Raw genomic sequence first — 21,285 nt, forward strand, 5'->3', positions numbered from 1 at the left:
GTCAGTACAGCCAGGCGATGGCCGCACCCGCGGCCAACAGCGCGGTCACGCCGAGCGCCACGGACAACCAGCGCGACTTCTTCCACACGCTGTAGGCGCCTCCGGCGAGGAACCCCGCCACGCCGAACAGCACCAGTGGCAACCAGGTCTGCATCTACAGCACGCCCTTCGTGGAGGGAACGCCACCCACTCTGGGGTCCGGCTCCGTCGCCGCCCGCAGCGCTCTGGCCACCGCCTTGTACTGCGCCTCGGCGATGTGGTGCGGGTCGCGGCCGTGCAGCACCCGAACGTGCAACGCGAGCTGGGCGTGGAAGGAAAGCGACTCGAACACGTGCTTGGTGAGCACGAACGGGTAGTTGCCGCCGATGGTGAAGGTATTGAACTCTTCCGGCTCGCCGAGCTGGACACAGTAGGGGCGCCCTGAGACGTCGATCGCGGCATGGGCGAGCGTCTCGTCCATGGGAATCCACGCGTCACCGAAGCGGCGGATGCCCGACTTGTCGCCGAGGGCGTCGCGGATCGCCCTCCCGAGCACGATCGCGGTGTCCTCGACCGTGTGGTGTGCGTCGATGTGGACGTCGCCGCGGGCTTCGATTCTGAGATCGAGCGAACCGTGCACCCCGAAGGAGTTCAGCATGTGGTCGTAGAACGGCACACCGGTGTCGACCTCGACCTGGCCGGTGCCGTCCAGGTCCACCTCCACGCGGATCGAGGACTCCTTGGTGGTGCGTTCCACCTTGCCTACCCGAGTCACCTCGGGACCTCCTTGCTCGCCTCGAGAAAGGCGTCGTTCTCCTCCGGCCTGCCCACGGTGACCCGCAGGTGCCCCTCGATGCCGACATCTCGGACCAGCACGCCCCTGTCCACGTAGGACTGCCAGGCGGCAGCCGCGTCGCTGAATCCACCGAACAGAATGAAGTTGGCGTCGCTGGGAACCGTAGTAAAACCCATGCCCTGCAACGTTTCCGCGACGCGATCACGCTCGGCCGCCAACCTGGCCACCGACGCCAGCGTCGCCTCGGCGTGCCGGAGCGCGGCACGCGCGGCCGCCTGTGTCAGCGAGGAAAGGTGGTACGGCAGGCGCACCAGTTGCAGCGCGTCCACCACCGCGGGCGCGGCCGCCAGATAGCCGAGCCGGCCACCCGCGAAGGCGAACGCCTTGCTCATCGTGCGAGAGACCACCAGTTTGGCCGGGTACCTCTCGAGCAGCCGCACCGCGCTGGGCCGTGCCGAGAACTCCGCGTACGCCTCGTCGACGACCACCATGCCAGGAGCAACCCGCAGCAGCGACTCGAGATCCGCAGGCGGAATCGAGCCGCCCGTGGGGTTGTTGGGGCTGGTCAGGAACAGCACGTCCGGTTGCCGCTGAGCGACAAGGCGAGCGGCCTCACGCGCGTCGAGCGAGAAGTCCGGCCTTCGAGGTGCTGGCAGCCAGTCGGTGCGCGTGCCCGCCGCGATGATCGGATGCATCGAGTACGACGGCTCGAAGCCGAGCGCGCGGCGGCCAGGCCCGCCGAAGGCCTGCAACAGCTGCTGCAGGATCTCGTTGGAGCCGTTGGCCGCCCACACGTTGCGCTCGGTGAGCGGTACCCGGGTGGACACCGACAGGTAGGCGGCCAGATCCTGGCGAAGCTCGACGGCGTCGCGATCGGGGTAACGGTGCAGCGTGCTCGCCACTTCCCGCACCGCCTCGGTGACATCGGCGACCAGTTCGGCGGGCGGCGGGTAGGGGTTCTCGTTGGTGTTCAACCGGACCGGCACATCCAGTTGCGGGGCACCGTAGGGGCTTCGGCCTCGCAAGTCGTCTCGCAGCGGCAGCTGATCCAGCGTCACCTCGTCGGCGCTCACGCCTCACCCTCCGAGAACCGCGCGGAAACCGCCTCGCCGTGCGCGGGCAGGTCCTCGGCCTCGGCGAGCGCCACAACCTTGTCCGCCACCGCCCGCAGCGCGTCGGCGCTGTAGTCCACCACGTGGATGCCGCGCAGGAAGCTCTGCACCGAAAGCCCCGACGAGTGCCGCGCGAACCCTCCCGTCGGCAGCACGTGATTGGAGCCCGCGCAGTAGTCACCGAGCGAGACCGGGGCGTACGGTCCGACGAACACCGCACCCGCGTTGCGAACCCGCGCCGCGACGGAGGCGGCCCGCGCGGTCTGTATCTCGAGGTGCTCCGCGGCGTAGGCGTTCACCACGCGAAGCCCATCGTCCACTGTCGACACCAGCACGGTGCCTGACTGCTTGCCGCGCAGCGCCTGCTCCACCCGTTCGGTGTGCTTGGTGGCCGCTACCCTGCGCTCGAGTTCGGCGTCGACCGCGTCGGCGAGCGGCTCGGACGTGGTCACCAGCACGCTGGCGGCGAGTACGTCGTGCTCGGCCTGACTGATCAGGTCGGCGGCCACGTGCCCGGGATCGGCCGTGTCGTCGGCCAGGATCGCGATCTCGGTGGGGCCTGCCTCTGAGTCGATGCCGATGAGGCCACGCAGCATCCGCTTGGCGGCGGTGAGGTAGATGTTGCCAGGGCCCGTGACGAGATCGGCGGGCTCCAGCGGCCGCCCGTCGGTGTCGGTACCGCCATAGGCGAGCAGCGCGACAGCCTGCGCCCCGCCGACCGCCCACACCTCACGCACGCCGAGCAGCGCGGCGGCGGCGAGGATCGTCGGGTGTACGAGCCCACCGAACTCGGCCTGCGGTGGCGAGCACAGCACAAGCGACTCCACCCCCGCTGCCTGGGCGGGCACGACGTTCATCACCACGCTGGAGGGGTACACGGCCAGCCCACCCGGCGCGTAGAGGCCGACCCTCTCCACCGCAACCCAGCGCTCGGTGACGGTGCCGCCGTCGACGACACGCGTGGTCACGTCGGTTCGGCGCTGGTCGGCGTGCACGGTGCGGGCCCGGGAGATCGACTCCTCCAACGCCTCGCGCACCTTCGGGTCCAACTCGGCCAGCGCGCGGTCGAGCTCGGCCTCCGGTACCCGGACGGTGCGCGGCCGCACCTGGTCGAAGCGCTGCGTGTACTCCAGCACCGCCTCGACCCCTCGGTCGCGCACGGCCTCCACCACCGGCCGCACCTGATGCAGTACCGCGTCCACGTCCACCTCGGCGCGCGGCAGGGTGGCGCGCAGCTCGGCAGGGGACGGGACACGACCTCGCAGGTCGGTGCGGCTCAACATAAGGTCTAGGGTACGAGCCAGTACCGCGTCCGCGACCGGGAGGTAGCCGTGCTGCGAGTCGCCCTGTGCCAGCTCACCTCGAGCACCGATCCGAAGGCCAATCTCGATCTCGTTCGGGAATGGGTGGGCCGGGCCGCGGGTGAGGGCGCCCGCGTGGTCGTGTTCCCCGAGGCGATGATGGCACGCTTCGGGGTGCGGCTCGCGCCGCTCGCCGAGCCGGTCGACGGGCCGTGGGCGCTGGCGGTCAGCGAGGTCGCGCGCGAGGCGGATGTGCTGGTGATCGCCGGAATGTTCACCCCTGACGGCGACCGGGTGCGCAACACGCTGCTGGTGACCGGACTCGGCGAGCACCGCGGCTACGACAAGATCCACCTGTACGACGCCTTCGGGTTCCGCGAGTCCGACACGGTGGCGGGCGGCTCCGAGCAGGTCACCGTGGCCGTCGATGGGGTCAGGCTCGGCCTTGCCACCTGCTACGACGTGCGGTTCCCCGAGCTGTTCCAGTCGCTGGCCGACGCCGGCAGCAGTGCGGTGGTGCTGCCCGCGTCCTGGGGCGCGGGCAAGGGCAAACGCGAACAATGGGAACTACTGGTACGGGCCAGGGCGCTGGACTCCGGCTGCTGGGTGCTGGCGTGTGGGCAGGCACATCCGGCCGCGACCGGCACCGAGGTCAATCCCAAGGCGCCCACCGGCATCGGGTACTCGGCCGTGGCCGACCCGTTCGGGCACCTGCACGCGGAGCTGGGCGCCGGACCGGATCTGCTCGTCACCGACATCGATCCCGAACTGGCCGCCAAGTCGCGCGAGGCGACCGGCGTGCTGGCCAATCGCAGGCTCGGTCGGGAATGAGGCTGCGGCCTCGACGGCCCCGATCACCCAGCCTCGCGCAGGTCCATCCCGATGTCCAGCGCCGGGACCGAGTGGGTCAGCGCCCCCACCGCCAGGTAGTCCACCCCCGATTCGGCGTAGGCGCGGGCGTTCTCCAACCGCAGCCCGCCCGAGGCCTCCAGCCTGGTCCTCGGTGACCGCGCGTCACGCAGCCGCACGCCGTTGGCGCAGTCGGCGGGGGTGAAGTTGTCCAGCAGCACCTCGTCGGCGCCCGCGTCGAGTGCCTCAGCGAGTTGGTCCAGGTTGTCGACCTCTACCTCGCACGGCAGCCCCGCCGCGTGCTCCCGCGCGAGCCGCAGCGCCTCGGAGACCGAACCGGCGGCCACCACGTGGTTGTCCTTGATGAGCACCGCGTCGCCAAGGCCCATCCGGTGGTTCACCCCGCCCCCGAGGCGCACCGCGTACTTCTGCAGCAGCCGCAGCCCCGGCAGCGTCTTTCGGGAGTCGCGGATCGCGCAGCCGGTGCCCCGCACGGCCGAAACCCACGCCGCCGTCGCGGTCGCCACCCCGGAGAGGTGGCACAGCAGGTTCAGCACGGTCCGCTCCGCGGTGAGCAGGCCCCGCACCCCGCCGCGCACCACAAGCACCGGTTCGCCCGCCACCACGGCGCTGCCGTCGAGGCGGCTGCTCACCACCTCGTAGCCGTCACCGAGCACCGCGTCGAACACCGTGAGCGCCACGGGTATGCCCGCGACGACACCCGGCGCGCGGGCTGTCAGTTCGGCCGTCGCCGTGGCGGCTTCGGGCACGGTCGCGGCCGTAGTGGCGTCTGGCCCGTACCGCAGGTCCTCCTCCAGTGCGGTGGTGACTACCCTGCGCGCGTCGTCCAGATCGAGTTCTGTCGCCGTCACGCCGCGGTCTCCAGCACCGGGTCGGCGAGCACCGGCCTGCCTGACGGCCCGAGCCGGACGTACAGGCTGCGCTGCCAGGAGGTGTCGTCGCGTCGTGGGTGGTCGGTGCGCACGTGGCTGCCTCTCGACTCCTGCCTGCGCTCGGCCGCCGCGACCAGCGCCTGCGCCAGGAGTGTCAGCGCCGCGTCCTCCACGGCCCGGTGTGTCCACAGCGGTCCGTTCTCCGTGGACAGATCGAGCACCGAGCCCGCGACGGCCAGCCCTTCTGCGTCCCTGCCGATAGCGGCGTAGCGGCTCATCACCCGTTGCAGCACGTCCCGGTCGGCGATCGGCACGGCACCGGTTCGCGGGTCGATGCCGTACGCGGGGTCGGCGAGGCGCCGGGTGGTCAGGTCCTCGGCGACGGCTTCGGCGGCGCGCTCGGCGAGCACGAGCCCTTCGAGCAGGCTGTTGGACGCCAGCCGGTTGGCTCCGTGCAGTCCGGTCCGCGCGACCTCGCCCGCCGCGTACAGCCCGGGCACTCCGGTACGCCCGTCGGTGGCGGTGACCACGCCACCGCAGGCGAAGTGCGCCGCTGGAGTGACCGGAATCGGGTCCACCGCCGGGTCGACGCCCTCTGCCAGGCAGGCTGCGTGCACCGTGGGGAACCGGCGCTCGAACCCGGCGATCCCGGTGGCGTCGAGGAATACGTGGTCGTCGACGCCGCCGGGTGCCGAGGCCATCCTGCGTGCGATCGCGGCGGACACGACATCACGTGGCGCGAGGTCGGCCAGCGGGTGCACTCCCCGCATCACCGGCTTGCCCGTGGCGTCCACCAGCACGGCTCCCTCACCGCGCACCGCCTCGGTGACAAGCGGGCGCCTGCCCCGCGCAGAGGGCGTGTAGAGCACCGTGGGATGGAACTGCACGAACTCGATGTCGGCCACACAGGCGCCCGCCCGCAGTGCCAGCGCGATGCCGTCGCCTGTCGCAGGCTCAGGGTTGGAGGTGGCCTGGTAGAGCTGTCCGAAGCCGCCGGTGGCCACGAGCACGGCGGGCGCACGCAGCAAGCCGGGCACGCCCTGCTCGTCAAGTACCGACACACCGGCAACCTCGCCCGCCGGGGTGCGCAGCGCGTCGATGGCCACATGGTGCTCGAGCACTGGGATGCGCTGCCTGCCCGCCGCCGCCACAAGTGCGCGTTCCACCTCGGCGCCGGTGGCGTCGCCTCCGGCGTGAATCACACGGAAGGCGCTGTGCCCGCCCTCCCGGGTTCTCGCCAGCCCGGAGTCGGTGGTGTCGAAGCGCGCGCCGCGCCTGCGCAACCTCGCGACGGCGCCCGGACCCGCGCGAACGATCTCACGCACGGCGTCGACGTCACACAATCCCGCCCCCGCGGTGACGGTGTCGGCGGCATGTGAAAGCAGTGAGTCGCCCTCGGCGTGTTCGCCGTCGAGTACGACGGCGACACCGCCCTGTGCCCACCGGGTGTTGCCGTCGGCAACGGAGCCCTTGGTGACCACGAGAACCCGTAGCCCCAGTTCCGCGGCCCGAAGCGCCGCCGTCAGCCCGGCGACCCCGCTGCCGAGCACGACCAGGTCAGCCGCCGCCTCCCATCCTGGAGTTTTCGCCCCTTGGTCGGTAACCGGCGTGCTCATTCGCCGCCCCCCGGCTGGCCGATCTCGATCATACGCTGCACCGAGGCGCGCGCAAGCCGCGCCGTCTCCGGATCGACGTGCACCTCGTCGACACCCTCCCGTAGCGACCGCAGCAACGCGGCGGGGGTGATCAGCTTCATGTAGCGGCAGGTGGCGCGGTCGTTGACCGCCCGGAAGTCGATCTCGGGTGCGGTCTTGCGCAACTGGTGCAGCATGCCCGTCTCCGTGGCCACCAGCACCGAACCCGCCTTGGTCTGCTTGGCCGCCTTGAGCATGTCTCCTGTGGACAAGATCTTCACCCGATCCGGGGCGACCGTGCCCTCCCCTGCCAGGTACAGGGCCGAGGTGGCACACCCGCACTCGGGGTGGATGAACAGCTCGGCGTCCGGATCGGCCTCGGCCCGCTCAGCGAGTTCGGGGCCGTTGATCCCGGCGTGCACGTGGCACTCGCCCGCCCAGACGTGGAGGTTCTCCCTGCCGGTCTCCCGCCTGACGTGTGCGCCGAGGAACTGGTCGGGGCAGAACAGCACCTCGGTGTCCGGCGGAATCGAGGCGACCACGTCCACCGCGTTTGACGACGTGCAGCAGATGTCGGTCTCCGCCTTCACCTCCGCCGTGGTGTTGACGTAGGACACCACGACCGCGCCGGGGTGCTGCGCCTTCCATTCCCGCAACTGCTCACCCGTGATGGAGTCGGCCAGCGAGCAACCCGCCCTGGCATCGGGGATCAGCACGGTCTTCTCCGGCGCGAGGATCTTCGCCGTCTCGGCCATGAAGTGCACGCCGCAGAAGACGATGGTGGAGGCATCACTTGCGGCGGCGATCCTGCTCAGCGCGAGCGAGTCGCCGGTGTGGTCGGCGACCTCCTGTATCTCGGGCAGTTGGTAGTTGTGCGCGAGCAGCACCGCGTCTCGCTCGTCGGCGAGCCTGCGCACCTCCTCGGCCCAAGCCTCGTCCGCACGGACGCCCCCGTACGGAATGAGTTCGTCCACATGCGCCGTCATGTTGAGCCTCCGTTAGTTTTCGCCTTACAATCGAAAACCGTGCTATCACATATTAACAGCAACAACCCGGTGGCACACGAGGTGCTGGCGGCCGTGCTACAGGTGCGTTACGCCACAGCAGCCGGTGAGCGACCGCCCGCACACGGGCCCGCGAGCCTGCGGGTGCTGCTGTGGCGACGTGCGCTCGATCCGCATATCGGCAGGTGGTCGCTGCCGGGCGGCAGGCTGCGACCCGACGAGGACGTGGAGACCTCGATCCGCAGGCAGCTCGCCGAGAAGGTCGACGTGAAGCAGCTTTCACACGTCGAGCAACTGGCGGTGTTCAGTGCACCGGACCGGGTGCCGGGCCCCAGGGTGGTCGCCACCGCCTTCCTGGGATTGGTGCCCGCGGGGGTGGACCCCGTGGTGCCGGAGGACACCGCCTGGCATCCGGTGGACGCGCTGCCGCGCACAGCCTTCGACCACGAGGCGATCGTGCTGCGCGCCCGGGACCGGCTGCGGGCGAAGCTGAGCTACACCAACCTCGGTTTCGCGCTGGCACCGAAGGAGTTCACGATGTCCACGCTGCGCGAGCTGTACTCGGCGGCCCTTGGGTATCCGGTGTCGGCGACCAACCTGCAACGCGTGTTGTCCCGGCGCGGGCTGCTGGTGCCGTCCGGCCGCACGGCCTCCCCCGGCCGCACCGGCGGGCGCCCCGCCGCGCTGTACTCGTTCGCGCACGCCGGAATGCAGGTGACAGACCCCTTCGCGGTACTCAAACCACCCACACCGAAGCGGCCTGCCACGCGCGAACGAGCACGCCGGTCCCCGACGCCGTAACGTGAGAACGTGACCCAAAGGAGACAGGAGGATGCAACCGCCTCACTGCCGCTGTTTCCGCTGCACACTGTGCTGCTACCGGGTGTGCATCTGCCGTTGCACATCTTCGAGCCCCGCTACCGGCAACTCACCATCGACCTGGTGACCGAGGTGGTGCCCGACCGGATGTTCGGCGTTGTCGCCATCAAGACCTCCGTGGTGCGCGAAGTCGAGCGGCTCGAGCACGTCCACGGCGTCGGCTGCGCCGCGTTGCTGCGGGAGGCCAAGCGCTTGCCGGACGGCCGGTTCGACATCATCACCACCGGGCACCGGCGGTTTCGGCTGCTCGACCTCGACACCCGATCCGCGCCCTACCTCGTGGGCACGGTGGAGTGGCTCGACGACGCACCGCTTCCGGAAGGTGGCGAGGAAGTCGGCGAGCGACTCGCGGATGTGGCCAGGGCGGCACACCGACGCTACTGCGCGTTGGCGTGGGACAGCGACGGCTGGCGTTCTCCGTCCGCCGATGTCGCACCCGCCGAGCTGGCCTACCTGCTCGCCGCCGACTGCATGCTGCCGCTGTCCGACCGACAGGCCCTGCTGGAGGAAACCCAGCCGCTGCACAGACTGCGGCTGGCCTGCCAGTTGCTCAGCAGGGAGGCTGGGTTTCTTTCCGAACTGCGCGCCGTGCCGCCGCCCTACAGTGAGGTGGGCGAGCACCCGGCCCGGCCCAGCCTGAATTAGCACGGGCCCGCCGCGCCGTGCCCGTGCGATCGATACCCCAGCGTCGCACTCGACAGAACCCGAACGCAGAACTCGCGGGCAGGAACGGGGGACTCGCGGGCAGGAGCGGGGGACTCGCGCTGGTCAGGTCAGCCGCCTGCCCAGGTCGTCGTGTCCGTTCCAGGCGGCCAGCACCCCATAGGCGAGCGCGGCCGTCATCGGCTGCGCCAGCAGCACCCAGCGCGATTCCAGCACCGGCGCCCGCTCGATCACCGCGCCCAGTCGTGGCGACTCGGGCACGGCGTAACGCGCGTCCGCGAACGCGGGCCCCAACCGCATTGCCAGCCACCCGGCCAGCAGCGAGCCGGCAACCACCGCGAGCAGCGTCACCGGCCCGCGCCGGTCCCGAAGCAACCACACCACGGTCCCGACAACCAGGCCCGCCGAAAGACCCAGCAGCAGGAAGATCGCCATGTCCTCGAAGCGGTGCCAGCTTTCCAGCTGCAGCGGCACCAGCCTGCCTTCCTCGGTGACCACCCGCATGCGCTGCGTCGGTGCGAGCAGGGCCCACAACCAGCCGAGTGGGATGCCCAGCAACCCCACCAGTGACACCACGCTGACGGCGGGCAGCAGATCGACCTTGACGGTGAAACCGGCCGCCGGTGCACGCTTCACGGCGGGTTGCGCGGGCGGCGGCAACGCGATGTCAGCTTGCTCCGCCTGCTCCGGCACTCCCGACCTCCCTCTGCGACGCCCCCGTCAGCGGCGAGCCTAGCCGGTCGGGAAGGCGTCCATCGAGGAGGTTTCCCCATGCCTGCTGCACCGCGCCGACCACCCCGCCGGAGTCACCTGCACCACCATCCTGCGTGCGCAGTGCGGGCAGAACCGGGGCGGTTCCAGGGCAGTGCGCGGGCTGCGGCACGACTCGTGTCCGGCCAAGGCCTCTTCACGGCCGCAGTGGACACAGAACCGCTCGCTCACAGCGTCTCGCTCAGCGCCTTGATCGGCATCTTCAGCTCGCCGAGCATGTCGAGGTCGCGCTGCGCGGGACGGCCGAGGTTGGTCAGGTAGTTGCCGACGATGATCGCGTTGATCCCGCCGAGCATCCCCTGCTCGGCACCCAGGTCCCCTAGGGTCAGCTCGCGACCGCCCGCGAACCGCAACATCGTGCGAGGCATGGCAAGCCGAAACGCCGCCACGACCCGTAGCGCGTCCTTACCCTCGACAACCTCGTACGACTCGTACGGCGTACCCGGCTGCGGGATCAGGAAGTTCATCGGCACCTCGTCAGGCTCAAGTGCCGCGAGCTGAACGGCGAACTCCGCCCGCTGTTCGTCGCTCTCCCCCATCCCGATGATGCCGCCGCAGCAGACCTCCATGCCCGCGGCGCGCACCATCCGCAGGGTCTCCCACCGTTCCTCCCAGGTGTGAGTAGTGACCACGTTCGGAAAGTGCGACCGTGCCGTCTCCAGGTTGTGGTTGTACCGGTGCACACCCATGTCGACGAGTTCGTCCACCTGATCCTGGGTCAGCATCCCCAGCGAGCACGCGATCTGGATGTCGTTACCGGACTCTCTGATGGCGGCGATACCGTCACGCACCTGCGACAGCAGCCTGGCGTCCGGGCCGCGCACGGCGGCGACGATGCAGAACTCGGTGGCACCGGTGGCAGCGGTCTCGGCGGCCGCCTTCACCAGTCCAGGGATGTCGAGCCAGGCCGACCGCACCGGGGTGGGAAATCGGCCCGACTGCGAGCAGAAGTGGCAGTCCTCCGGGCAGCCGCCCGTCTTGACGCTGACGATTCCCTCGACCTCGACCTCGGGACCGCACCAGCACATCCGCACGTCGTGCGCGAGCGCGAGCAGACCGGTGAGGTGTTCGTCACCGAGCCGCAGCACCTGTAGCACCTGTTCCTCGGACAGTCCCTCGCCCCGCTGGAGTACCTGCTCACGCGCGATCGTGAGGATTTCCGCCTCGGTGGTTGCGGCCGTCACGCCATCTCCTTCGCCTGCTGTTCGCCTGTTCGACCGAGTGTGACCTACCCGCGCGGCGCCACACAGCGACCTGGGTCACGTCGGGGCTGAGCGGCTACCGCGCGGGGCTCAGGTCGGGCTCGCCATCCTGCCGGTGAAGCATTCCGGGTCGAACTCTCCGCCGAACCACGGTGACAGCCCGTACCTGGCATGTTCGAGGAACCGGTGTGCCTGCTCCCCCGCCGCTCCCTCTGCGATCGCACCGAGCAGCGGGGCACCCGCCGCAACCGGAAGGTCACCGAGGTTGCAGCGTGAGGCCAGATCCGGTTCGGCAGGCCAGGAGCCGATCACCACCCCGGCCACGTCAAGACCTCTGCGCGTGGCGACTTCAGCAGTCAGCGCTGTGGCGTTCAGCGTGCCCAACCCCGCCTGCGCCACGATCAGCAACGGCGCACCAAGCGACCACGCGACGTCGGCCAGCGTGCCTCCCGCCGGATCGAACCGCACCAACAGCCCACCCGCGCCCTCCACCAGCACCAGATCGTGGGTGGCGTGCAGCTCACAAGCCGCGCTCGCCGCCTCCGCCGGTGTGACGGGGTCGAGACCGCAACGGCGGGCAGCCGCCTCCGGAGACAGCGGGTCCGGATAGCGGCGCAGCTCGCGGGTGGTGACAGCACCAGCAAGGCGGCGCACCTCCGCGAGATCACCCGGTTCCGCGTCTACGACCCCGGTCTGCGCGGGCTTGAGCACCGCGACCCGTTCGCCACGCTCGGCGGCCAGCGCGGCGATGGCCGCGGTCACGACTGTCTTGCCGACGCCGGTCCCCGTTCCAGAGATCACCAGCACGGTCACGCTCGCGACCCTAGTCCGAGCCGGCCACCTCCCTTCACCCGGCCTTCACGCCCGCGGGGACGAAGCAGCCGACATCGGGGTCGAACAGGTACACCTGCGCCTTGCCGACGTCGAAGTACATGCCGGTCAGGTGCAGTTCGCCGCTGCGCTGTGCCCGCTCCACAACCGGGTGGACCCGCAGGTGGTCGAGCTGTTGCAGCACGTTGTGCAACGCCAGCCGGTCACCGGGGCGCTCGGGAACGTCACCGTCGAGCGTGGCCGCCAGTTCGGTCACGTGGCGGTGCCGGGTCGGCTCGCCGTGCCGCAACCATCGGGACAGCGCTGGCATGCCGGGTGGAAGATCACCGAGCAGTGCCGCCATCGCCGCGCACGAGGAATGGCCGCACACCACGATCTCGCGGACTTTCAGCACCTCCACCGCGTACTCGATCGACGCCGACACCGACACGTCCGGCGAAGCCGGGTCCGCGCCCGCCTGGTCGTCGCGGACCGGCGGAACGAAGTTGCCGATGTTGCGAACCGTGAACAGGTCTCCCGGGCCGCTCGTGGTGATGACATTGGGCACAATCCTGGCATCGGCGCACGCGATGAACAGGGTGTGCGGCTGCTGACCTTCGGCCAGCCTGCTGAGCATCTCCTGTACCAGTGGTGCCGTTCGCCACTGGAACTCCGAGGCACCTCGATGCAGCGGGCGCGCACGTTGCCCGGGGATCGCGACCCCGAAGTCCTTCGCCATCCACTCCGACCACGGCGCCAGCCAGCGCGGCACCGGACGCCGTGCCTCATTCCTGCGCACGGTCGGCGCCTCGGACTTGCCACTCGCGAACCACGGGTGCCCGATCTCGTCGACCACCACCGTGCCGCCGGTCCGCTCGTGTTCCTGTTGCCAGCTCGACAGGCACTCGAACGCCGCGTGATCGAGGTAGTCGACCACGAGTTCCAGCCGGACCGTCGTGCCGGAGCCGATGGTGCCGAGCACGGCCGAAAGCCGCGGCACCGACAGGAAGGTGAGCACACCCTCGATGACGATGCGACGCTGAGCGCCATCGCCCACCACATGGATGCCCGACCACATGGTGCGGCGCAGCATGAGTGCGAGCGCCAACCCGATGCCGATCAGCACGCCGGAGAGCAGGTCGAGCAGCACCACGCCCAGCAGGGTCACGGCGTACACCGGGAGGTCACCATGCCCGCGAACCTGCCGGATGTGCCGCATGTCCACCAGCCGGGCGCCGACGTAGACCAGCAGCCCGGCCAGCGCGGCCAGCGGAATGCTCTCGATGAGCCCGGCCAGTGCAACGGTGAACAGCAGGACCCACAGTCCGTGCAGCACCGCCGAAGCCCGCGAACGGGCCCCAGCACGCACGTTGGTGGAACTGCGCACGATCACCCCGGTCACCGGGAGGCCGCCGAGCACGCCGGACGTCATGTTGGCCACGCCCTGACCGACAAGTTCGCGGTTGAGGTCGGCGCGCCGAACGGTGTGCATCTTGTCGACCGCAACCGCCGACAGCAGTGTCTCGACACTGGCGATCAACGCGATCGTCAGCACGGCTACGGAGAACTCCAGCCAGCGCCCCTCCGGCAGTCTCGGTGCCAGTTCGATGGCGAGCAGGTCGTCGGGCAGGCTCACTCGCTCCACCGACATGGCGGTCGCGGTGGCCAGCGCGGACACCAGGGTGATCGCGGCAAGCGGCGCGGGTACCACTTTGAGCACCGGCAGCCTCGGCCACAACAGCAGGACGCCCACCGTCAGCACGCCGAGCAACGCGGCGGCGTCGTGGTGCCCGACGAGTTGTCCCGGAAGTTGCGTGATGTTGGCGATCGCGGAGCTCTGCGGGGAACCGCCGAGCACGACATGCAGCTGTCCCAGCACCAGCGTCACGCCGATGCCCGCCAGCATGCCGTGCACGATCGCGGGCGAGATCGCCAGTGCCGCACGGGCGACGCGGCTCAACCCGAACAGCACCTGCAACACCCCGGCCGCGACCGTGATCGCGCACGTGACGACCCAGCCGAACGACTCGATGGTCTGTGCCATCACCACCGTCAGGCCCGCGGCGGGCCCGCTCACCTGCAGCACCGAGCCACCGGCCGCGCCAGCCACCACACCACCGACGATCGCGGCGATCAGGCCTGCGGCGATCGGCGCGCCGGAAGCCAGCGCAATGCCGAGCGACAGTGGTACGGCGACGAGGAAGACCACGAGCGAAGCGGGCAGGTCGTGGCGCAGCAGGCTGCTCACCCGCGTCGTGTGTCGGGCACGCTGCCGCTGCCCGTCCGCACCCTCGCAGGCTCTGCTTGCCATGGACAACCCTTCCACTCGGCTTGCGGTGTCCACACCAGATAACCGAAGAGTCGCCGAGTTGTCCGCCACCGCAGGCAGGCGGACCCGGTTCGAGGCGGCGCGGCCGTCACGAAGCGAACATCCACCACCTGCCTGCGTACACAAGGCACATTTCACTCTCACCCGATCCACTACCGCACAACGAAAAAGCGTCGCGGTACGTGATCGTTTACGACCGCCAATCGACGGTCCAAACCAGATCAGGTGATCTTGAATGGATCACGCCACTCGCGCTGCGGCGACCATCGCGCCTGCTATCGCCGCGATGTCGGTGTCGTCACACACGTAGGGCGGCATGGTGTAGATCAGGTCGCGGAACGGGCGCAGCCACACACCGCGCGCGGTGATCGCCTCGGTCGCCGCCGCCACATCCACCTGGTGGTCGAGTTGGACGACCCCGATGCCGCCGAGCACCCGAACGTCCACGACGCCGGGCACGGCGGCGGCCGGTGCCAGTCCGGCGCGCAACCCGGCCTCGATCCTGGCGACATCGGCACGCCACGAACCGTCGGCCAGCAGGTCCACCGAGGCGTTCGCGACCGAGGCCGCCAGTGGGTTACCCATGAACGTCGGTCCGTGCGCTAGCACCGGCACCTCCCCTGCCGAGATGCCCCGCGCCACCTCGGGTGTGCACAACGCGGCCGCCATGGTCAGGTAGCCGCCCGTCAACGCCTTACCGACGCACAGCACGTCGGGGCTCACCCCCGCGTGTTCCGCCGCGAAGAGCGCGCCGGTTCGCCCGAAGCCGGTCGCGATCTCATCGAAGACCAGCAGCACGTCGCAGGCCTCGGTCACCTCCCGCAGTACGCGCAGATACTCCGGGTTGTGGAAGCGCATCCCGCCCGCGCCCTGCACCACCGGCTCCACGATCACGGCGGCCAACTCGTCGGCATGGCGTTCCACGGTGCGCACGAGTTCCTCGATGTAGGCACGGTCGGGCTCGGCGTCGAAACCCGGTGGCGGCTCTGGAACGAACAGCTGCTGCGGCAGCACTCCCCGCCACAGCGCGTGCATCCCGCCCTCGGGATCGCACACGCTCATCGGGTGGAAGGTGTCGCCGTGGTAGCCGCCGCGCCACGTCAGTAGCCTGCGCTTGCCTTCCCTGCCCAGCGACCGCCAGTACTGCAGGCACATCTTGATGGCGACCTCGACCGAGACCGAGCCGGAGTCGCACAGGAACACGTGCCGCAGCTCGCCGGGCGTGATTTCGGCGAGAGTGGTGGCCAACCGGATCGCGGGCTCGTGCGTCAGGCCGCCGAACATGACGTGGCTCATCCTGCCCACCTGTTCGGTCAGCGCGGAGTCGAGCGCGGGGTGGCGGTAGCCGTGGATCGCCGACCACCACGAGGACATGCCGTCTACCAACTCCCGCCCGTCGGCAAGCCGCAGGCGCACCCCGTGTGCCTCCTCGACCAGCAGCGGCGCCACCGTGCCCGGCATCGGCCCGTAGGGGTGCCACACGTGTTCGGCGTCGAGCGCGAGCAGTTCCCGGATCGAGTCGGCGGAGCGCGCCTGCGGGGGTGTCGAGGGGTCGGAGGGGGTCATAGCGCGCACTCTACGACGCCACCGACCGGCCACCCGTCCCCGTCCGCCGGTCCCTCAGCCGCGCGCCGACTACGGTGACCGGCATGGCGACCAGCACGCGATTTCGGCCCATTTCGCCGGAACGGCTCGTATCGGAGCTCGCCGATCGGGTCGCCGCCCTGCCAGCAACGCGGTGGGCGCGCGTCGCCCTCGACGGGGCAGCGATCGCCACCGACCCGGCCGCACTCGCCGACGCGCTGGTGGACCCGCTGCGCGTGCGAGGGCGCGACGTGCTGCGCGTGTCGGCCTGGGATTTTCTCCGGCCTGCTTCGCTACGGCTGGAACGGGGCCGCCACGATCCCGACGCGCGCTACGACGACTGGCTCGACACCGGCGCGCTGCGCCGCGAGGTGCTCGGTCCGCTCGCAGGCGGCGGCACGGGAAAGGTGTTGCCCGCACTTTGGGACCGCGGCCGGGACCGCGCCTACCGGCTGCCGCGCACCGAAGTCGCGCAAGGCACGGTGCTCCTGCTCGACGGCGAGTTACTGCTCGGCAGGGGCCTGGACTTCGACCTCACGGTGCACCTGTGGCTTTCCGCATCGGCCCTGCACCGCAGGCTGCCGATGCGGGAGCACTGGGCGCTTCCCGCCTACCGGCGCTACGAACAAGAGGTCGCACCTGCCGAAACCGCCGACGTCGTGGTGCGCATGGACCACCCCGACCATCCCGCCGTGCGCGAAGGTGAAAGCTAGCGAGGACGCGTGCCCTCGGACACCGGGGTGCCGTCCAGCAACGCGGCCAGCCGTCGCGCGAGCACGTCCCAGCGCCAGTTCTCGCTGACCCAGCGCCTGCCCGCCTCTCCCATGCGCGCCGCCCGCACCGGGTCGGAAAGCAGCGGCGCCAAGGTGTCCACTATCGCGTCGAGCTTGCGTCCGTCCACCACGTGCCCGGTGACCTCGTCGAGCACCGTCTCCGGGGCGCCACCGGAGTTTCCCGCCACCACCGGCAGGCCGGTGGCCGAAGCTTCGAGGTAGACGATGCCGAGCCCTTCCACGTCGAGCCCACCACCCCTGGTGCGGGCGGGCATCGCGAACACGTCTCCGGCGGCGTAGTGCCCTGGAAGTTCCCGCCACGGCACCGAGCCGGTCAGCACCACGTGCTCGGCGACACCGCACTGCCTGGCCAGTTCCGCGAGCCGGTTGCGGTACGGACCGCCGCCCACTATCAGCAAGGCCGCGTCGCCAACCCGCTTTCGCAGTAGCGGCAGCGCGCGGATCAGCATGTCCTGCCCCTTGCGAGGCACGAGTCGGGATACACACACGACGGTGGGCCGATCGCCGAGACCGTAGCGCTTCCGCAGCTCGGCCCGAGCGGCGTCGTCCGGTCGAAACAGTTCGCAGTCCACTCCCGACGGAAGAGGTTCCAGGCCCGCGAGCGGACCGAACGCCGACGCGAACCTGCGGCGGGTGTACTGACTGACGAACGTGACGACGTCGGCGGTGTCGCCGATGCGACGCAACGCCTGCCTGGCACCTGGCAGCATCGACCAACCGACCTCGTGGCCATGGGTACAGGCGACGACGCGTCGCGCTCCCGCGTCGCGCAGGGAGGGGCCGAGCAGCGCCAGCGGCGCGGCCGCACCGAACCACACGGTTTCGCAGTCACGCGAGCGCAGCAGACTCCGCGCACGCGCGAGAACGTCGGGAGTGGGAAGCATGAGTGTGGTCGGGTGGCGCACCACCTCGAAACCGGCTTCGGCGTCGAACTCTCGGTGCGAGGTGTGCCCGCGTTCCCATGAAGGCGCGTATACCACCAGATCGTCAGCGGGCAGCCGCGTGGCCAGCGCGTTGAGATAGGCCTGGATGCCACCCGGCCGGGGTGGGAAGTCGTTGGTCACCAAGAGCGTGCGGCGCATGGTGGGAGACTATCCCGCCCCGGCGAGGTGGCTGATCGTCACGCGACTCGGCGCGCTCCGCTGTACTCGTCCTGCAACGGCGAGACCTTGACCACGTCACCTGAGGTGGGCGCGTGCACCATCATGCCGTCGCCGAGGTAGATGCCGACGTGTGAGACCGGTGAGTAGAAGAACACCAGGTCACCAGGTTCGAGTTGGCTGCGTGACACCGGGGTGCCGTACGTCGACTGCGAACTGCTCGTACGGGGGATGCTGATTCCGGCCTGTGCGTAGGCCCACTGGGTCAGCCCGGAGCAGTCGAAGGAATCCGGCCCGGTGGCGCCCCAGACGTAGGGGCTGCCCCGCACGCTCAGCGCCGCGTCCACCGCCGCCTGCGCGGCCGGTCCGGGTGCCTGCACAGGGCCGATGTCGGCACCGGTGTCCTGCTGTGCCGCGACATCGGAGTCGGAAAGCAGTCCCGCCTGCTCGGCGAGGTCTTCGACCTGCTCGTCGAGACGCTCCTTGCGGGCCTCGATGTCGGCGGCCAGCTTCGCGGCGGCGTCCTTGGCCTGCTGTGCCTTGCGGCGCGCGTCCGACGCCTGCTGCTCCGCGGCCGTGGCCTGATCCACCGCACCCTGCAACCGCCGCAGCGCCTCGTTCTTGTCGGTGGCGAGGACGTCCAGCGCGGAGGAACGGGCGAGGAAGTCCTGCGCGGAACTACCGGTGAGCAGAGCCGACATCTTGTTCAACTGGCTGCCCGCGGTGAACGAAGCACCGGCGAACCTGTCGACGTCGACACGGAAACGCTCCACATCGGCCATCGCCCGCTTCTCGGCCTGCTGGGCCTGCTTCAGCGTGCCGCTGACCTTTTTGAGTTCGGCCTCTTTGGCCTTGAGGTCCTCCTTGGCCTTCAGATACTCCTCGTTGAGCTTCTCGGCCTTGCTCGCCAGCTCACGATATTTCTCCAAAGCCTCGGAACTGCTCTGGGGTTGTTGGAGGGCGGGGGTAGGGGAAGCCGTGGCTGGTGCCTGGGTGAAGGTGACTGCCGCGATCACAGCGGAGGCCGCCAGCGCTCCCGACACCACACGTTTCACGGGATGCGACTGCACGTCGCGCGTCTCTCCTTTGCTCTCCGGCCGCCTGCCCGCCCACCCGCACGAGGTCGGGGGCCCTCGACGATCGTGATTCACCAGGCAGCGCGGCGCGCAGCTAGTGACGCGTCGCGCCTGACATCACGTGGTGGTCCGGCACAGCTCCCCGACAAGCTGCCTCGGCGGCGATCCCGCGTCGCCGACCCTGTTGGAACGGCTGACTGGCGCGAGATCTCGGACAGGTTACGAAACAGAAGCCACGGAGTCCACCGGCGCACAGTGCCGAATCGGCCACCGTACGTTCGCGCACCTTCGGACCAGCGAATAGTCGCCCGATGTGATACATACGACACACTTGAGCTAAAGCACCAAAAACCGTTCACCTGATCGGAGTGACCGCTCGTCGAATGCTTAGCGCTCAGTGGTTTCGTCGGGTGTAGCAGAACTCGAAACGGTTCACCCGGCGCGGCGCGGCCGATCCGGCCCGTCCGGCACCAGCCGTAGCCGAGGAACCATACCCGCTTCCGCGAGCACGTCAACCGCATGGCGCTCGGCTCGGTCCCACTCCACCGACGGCGGGGCACCGAGCACGACGCTGACGACGCAGCTTTCGCAGGCGTCGCCCCGTACCTGGCACCGATCGCAGTCGATGATCAGTATGTCGTCGTCGAGGTAGTCGATGTCGTCCATACGCCGCACGCTAAGCAGCCGCACCGACAATTCCGGCCACCACTCACCCGATCGTGCCGACGTATTCCCAGTGCCACGGCTCCTCACGTCCGCCGCCCTGCCGGGCCCAACCAGGGTTGACCCAGCCGAACGCAGGCGCGTTCGCCGCGAGCCAGCGGTACTGGGGTGTGCCGAACGACTCGACTCCGCCGCACATATCGACCGCGAGTCCCCACCCGTGGTTGCTCGTGCCGGGTACGGCCGCCAACGAAGGCTTGCGCCGGTACAGATCCACCTGCACATCGAAGGTGCGGTAGGAGTCGGTGATGCACAGTGGGCTGCCGAACCTGCCCGCATACGCCCGTGACATCGCGTGGTAAGCCTGTGCGGCGTCACAGCGAAGCACGTGCGAACCGGCGCCTGTCGAACACAATGCCGCCGCCGGGATGAGGCCGTTGGGATAGCCGCCCCAGGCGCCCGCAGCCTCGTCCGCCTGCCGCCTCGGCAGTTCGACGCCGCCGCAGCGCCAGATCAGCTCGCCCTCAGCTCGCTGCGGCACCGGCCGCGCCGCCTGCCTGCCCAGTGTGGGACGCACCACGCCGAGCACCGAGTCAGCCGCGGGACGATCGGTCACGACCACACCCGCGAGTCTGGCGTCGGCGACCAGCATGGTGCGCAGATCGAGCACGATGCCCACCGACTGCACGCCGTACCGCTCCGGGCCGACGAAAATGAGGTCGCCGGGTTGCGCGTCGCCGGAGGGCACCCGCCTGCCGGTGGCGAGTTGCCTACTCGCCGAGCCAGGCAACTCGATACCCGCGCTGGTGAACACGGAACTGACCAGCCCGTCACAGGAGTAGGCCAGTGGCCCCTGGCCGCCCTCGTGCGGCACATAGGGTTTGCCGAGGGCGGCCACCGCCGCCGAAACCGCCGCGATCGTCTCCCTCGGCAGTACAAGCACCCGCTGTCCGTCCACACCGACCTGTGCGACGCCAGGCTGTGGTTCGCCGTCTCGGCCCAGCAACGGCCGAAGCCCGGCGGGTAGCCGCGCCGGGTCGGCGAGCGCGGGCGCCGCAGGCGCCGAGACACCCGCCCGCTTCAATCGCCGAAGGTAGGCCTTCCAGTTGTCCGTGGTCCTTCGGTTGCGCTCACGTTGTGCCCGCTGCTGCGCGATCACTGCCTCATTGGCCGCGTCGACAGGACCCGCCAACTCGGCCGAGACGGCATCGGCGCGGTTGGTCGCGTCCACGCTGCGTTTCCGCAACTCCGACTCACGTGCCACCGCGGACCGCTTGGCGGCCTCGGCCGACTCCTCGGCACGCACGGCATCGCGGTGTCGTCGCAACGCACCGGAAAGCCGTTCGTCCTGTGCGGCCCGCAGCCTGCCAAGCATGGAAGTGCCGTCGAGCAGCTCCTTCCCGTTCGCCGCGGTGACGAGCAGCCGGAACTCATCCGCCCTGCCCATCGCCTGAAACACCGACTTGGAGAAGGCGTCGACCTCGTCCTGCCGCGCCGCGACGAACCGTTCGGCCGCCTGCCGTTCCTGCTTCGCCTTCCGAACCCGCGCCGCCGCCGCATCGGCCCGTTCCCGCGCCGACTCGATACGCTGTGACAACGTGCCGAGTTCTCGTTGCACCTCACTCGCGGTGCGCTGCAGTTGGGCGACGGCGGGATCCGCGAACGCCTCGCCAGGACGCCGATCGGGCACCGGGGTGCCCGGCGCGATTCCCGCCTCGACACGGCGATCGTCGGAGTCGGCCGGGGGTTGCTCCTGCCCGTAGGCAGGAACCGCCACCAGTGTTGCCGCCGACAGCAGCGACAACGTGACCGCAGCGACCCGCAACCCGCACCTCCGTACTCGCGT

At 69.9% G+C, this 21,285-nt stretch carries 21 protein-coding genes; 4 read left to right on the plus strand and 17 right to left on the minus strand.

Annotated elements, in window-relative coordinates; all coding sequences use genetic code 11:
• Position 1: 1 nt before the first annotated feature.
• Genes FHU38_RS18750 through hisD form a run of 4 tightly spaced genes read right to left on the minus strand, consistent with a single transcriptional unit; the run spans position 2 to position 3,170 of the window.
• Positions 2-154 (minus strand): hypothetical protein, encoded by a 153-nt coding sequence (locus tag FHU38_RS18750; RefSeq protein WP_167173222.1) that lies wholly within the window; start codon positions 152-154, stop codon positions 2-4.
• The gene (gene hisB, locus FHU38_RS18755) at positions 155-754 is read right to left on the minus strand and encodes an imidazoleglycerol-phosphate dehydratase HisB (protein ID WP_167173224.1); all 600 of its coding nucleotides are present in this window, start codon (positions 752-754) and stop codon (positions 155-157) included. It lies immediately after the preceding gene.
• Positions 751-1,848 (minus strand): histidinol-phosphate transaminase, encoded by a 1,098-nt coding sequence (locus FHU38_RS18760; RefSeq protein WP_167173226.1) that lies wholly within the window; start codon positions 1,846-1,848, stop codon positions 751-753. The genes hisB and FHU38_RS18760 overlap by 4 nt, the downstream gene beginning before the upstream one ends.
• Complete coding sequence (gene hisD, locus FHU38_RS18765) at positions 1,845-3,170, minus strand: histidinol dehydrogenase (RefSeq protein WP_167173228.1); 1,326 nt, start codon at positions 3,168-3,170, stop codon at positions 1,845-1,847. Before hisD ends, FHU38_RS18760 begins: the two co-directional genes overlap by 4 nt.
• A 48-nt stretch (positions 3,171-3,218) precedes the next feature.
• Here hisD and FHU38_RS18770 point away from each other — a divergent pair, with 48 nt between their 5' ends.
• Positions 3,219-4,019 (plus strand): carbon-nitrogen hydrolase family protein, encoded by an 801-nt coding sequence (locus tag FHU38_RS18770; RefSeq protein WP_167173230.1) that lies wholly within the window; start codon positions 3,219-3,221, stop codon positions 4,017-4,019.
• Positions 4,020-4,042: 23 nt separating this feature from the next.
• Here FHU38_RS18770 and nadC read toward each other — a convergent pair whose 3' ends face one another.
• Genes nadC through nadA form a run of 3 tightly spaced genes read right to left on the minus strand, consistent with a single transcriptional unit; the run spans position 4,043 to position 7,550 of the window.
• The gene (gene nadC, locus FHU38_RS18775; RefSeq protein WP_167173232.1) at positions 4,043-4,909 is read right to left on the minus strand and encodes a carboxylating nicotinate-nucleotide diphosphorylase; all 867 of its coding nucleotides are present in this window, start codon (positions 4,907-4,909) and stop codon (positions 4,043-4,045) included.
• Positions 4,906-6,546 carry an L-aspartate oxidase gene (locus FHU38_RS18780; RefSeq protein WP_167173234.1) on the minus strand — a complete coding sequence of 547 codons (1,641 nt, stop codon included), beginning with the start codon at positions 6,544-6,546 and terminating at the stop codon, positions 4,906-4,908. The genes nadC and FHU38_RS18780 overlap by 4 nt, the downstream gene beginning before the upstream one ends.
• Entirely contained in the window at positions 6,543-7,550 is a 1,008-nt protein-coding gene (gene nadA, locus FHU38_RS18785) for a quinolinate synthase NadA (RefSeq protein WP_167173236.1), read from the minus strand. Before nadA ends, FHU38_RS18780 begins: the two co-directional genes overlap by 4 nt.
• 93 nt (positions 7,551-7,643) lie before the next feature.
• Between nadA and FHU38_RS18790 the strand changes: the two genes are divergently transcribed.
• Together FHU38_RS18790 and FHU38_RS18795 are read left to right on the plus strand one after the other, a co-directional pair.
• Entirely contained in the window at positions 7,644-8,369 is a 726-nt protein-coding gene (locus tag FHU38_RS18790; RefSeq protein WP_390623326.1) for an NUDIX hydrolase, read from the plus strand.
• 9 nt (positions 8,370-8,378) lie between these two features.
• Complete coding sequence (locus FHU38_RS18795; RefSeq protein WP_167173238.1) at positions 8,379-9,092, plus strand: LON peptidase substrate-binding domain-containing protein; 714 nt, start codon at positions 8,379-8,381, stop codon at positions 9,090-9,092.
• A 123-nt stretch (positions 9,093-9,215) separates the two neighbouring features.
• Here the strand turns inward: FHU38_RS18795 and FHU38_RS18800 are convergent, their stop codons facing one another.
• From FHU38_RS18800 to FHU38_RS18820, 6 genes are all read right to left on the minus strand, one after another.
• Positions 9,216-9,803, minus strand: coding sequence for a DUF2567 domain-containing protein (locus tag FHU38_RS18800; RefSeq protein WP_167173240.1), 588 nt, complete (start codon positions 9,801-9,803; stop codon positions 9,216-9,218).
• Between the two features lie 39 nt (positions 9,804-9,842).
• Positions 9,843-10,052: a biotin synthase auxiliary protein BsaP gene (gene bsaP, locus FHU38_RS28045; RefSeq protein WP_313886826.1), complete on the minus strand. Its 210-nt coding sequence runs from the start codon at positions 10,050-10,052 to the stop codon at positions 9,843-9,845.
• The gene (gene bioB, locus FHU38_RS18805) at positions 10,049-11,065 is read right to left on the minus strand and encodes a biotin synthase BioB (RefSeq protein ID WP_167173242.1); all 1,017 of its coding nucleotides are present in this window, start codon (positions 11,063-11,065) and stop codon (positions 10,049-10,051) included. Before bioB ends, bsaP begins: the two co-directional genes overlap by 4 nt.
• A gap of 108 nt (positions 11,066-11,173) precedes the next feature.
• Positions 11,174-11,896, minus strand: coding sequence for a dethiobiotin synthase (gene bioD, locus FHU38_RS18810; protein ID WP_167173245.1), 723 nt, complete (start codon positions 11,894-11,896; stop codon positions 11,174-11,176).
• 34 nt (positions 11,897-11,930) lie between these two features.
• Entirely contained in the window at positions 11,931-14,204 is a 2,274-nt protein-coding gene (locus FHU38_RS18815; RefSeq protein WP_243852295.1) for a SulP family inorganic anion transporter, read from the minus strand.
• Positions 14,205-14,462: 258 nt separating this feature from the next.
• Positions 14,463-15,788, minus strand: coding sequence for an adenosylmethionine--8-amino-7-oxononanoate transaminase (locus FHU38_RS18820; RefSeq protein ID WP_167173247.1), 1,326 nt, complete (start codon positions 15,786-15,788; stop codon positions 14,463-14,465).
• 83 nt (positions 15,789-15,871) lie between these two features.
• Between FHU38_RS18820 and FHU38_RS18825 the strand changes: the two genes are divergently transcribed.
• Positions 15,872-16,519 carry a uridine kinase gene (locus FHU38_RS18825; protein ID WP_167173249.1) on the plus strand — a complete coding sequence of 216 codons (648 nt, stop codon included), beginning with the start codon at positions 15,872-15,874 and terminating at the stop codon, positions 16,517-16,519.
• On the opposite strand, the gene FHU38_RS18830 is transcribed toward FHU38_RS18825, so the two are convergent.
• The 4 genes from FHU38_RS18830 to FHU38_RS18845 form a co-directional block, all read right to left on the minus strand.
• Positions 16,516-17,682, minus strand: a complete 1,167-nt coding sequence (locus FHU38_RS18830; protein ID WP_167173251.1) for a glycosyltransferase family 4 protein — start codon at positions 17,680-17,682, stop codon at positions 16,516-16,518. The two genes, FHU38_RS18825 and FHU38_RS18830, sit on opposite strands and share 4 nt — an antisense overlap.
• Before the next feature lie 38 nt (positions 17,683-17,720).
• The gene (locus FHU38_RS18835; RefSeq protein WP_313886827.1) at positions 17,721-18,770 is read right to left on the minus strand and encodes a C40 family peptidase; all 1,050 of its coding nucleotides are present in this window, start codon (positions 18,768-18,770) and stop codon (positions 17,721-17,723) included.
• Positions 18,771-19,208: 438 nt separating this feature from the next.
• On the minus strand, positions 19,209-19,442 hold the full coding sequence (locus FHU38_RS18840) for a hypothetical protein (RefSeq protein WP_167173255.1): 234 nt from the start codon (positions 19,440-19,442) through the stop codon (positions 19,209-19,211).
• A 43-nt stretch (positions 19,443-19,485) separates the two neighbouring features.
• On the minus strand, positions 19,486-21,264 hold the full coding sequence (locus FHU38_RS18845) for a D-alanyl-D-alanine carboxypeptidase family protein (RefSeq protein WP_167173257.1): 1,779 nt from the start codon (positions 21,262-21,264) through the stop codon (positions 19,486-19,488).
• Positions 21,265-21,285 lie beyond the last annotated feature (21 nt).

It is taken from the genome of Saccharomonospora amisosensis (assembly GCF_011761185.1).
Taxonomy (GTDB): domain Bacteria; phylum Actinomycetota; class Actinomycetes; order Mycobacteriales; family Pseudonocardiaceae; genus Saccharomonospora_A; species Saccharomonospora_A amisosensis.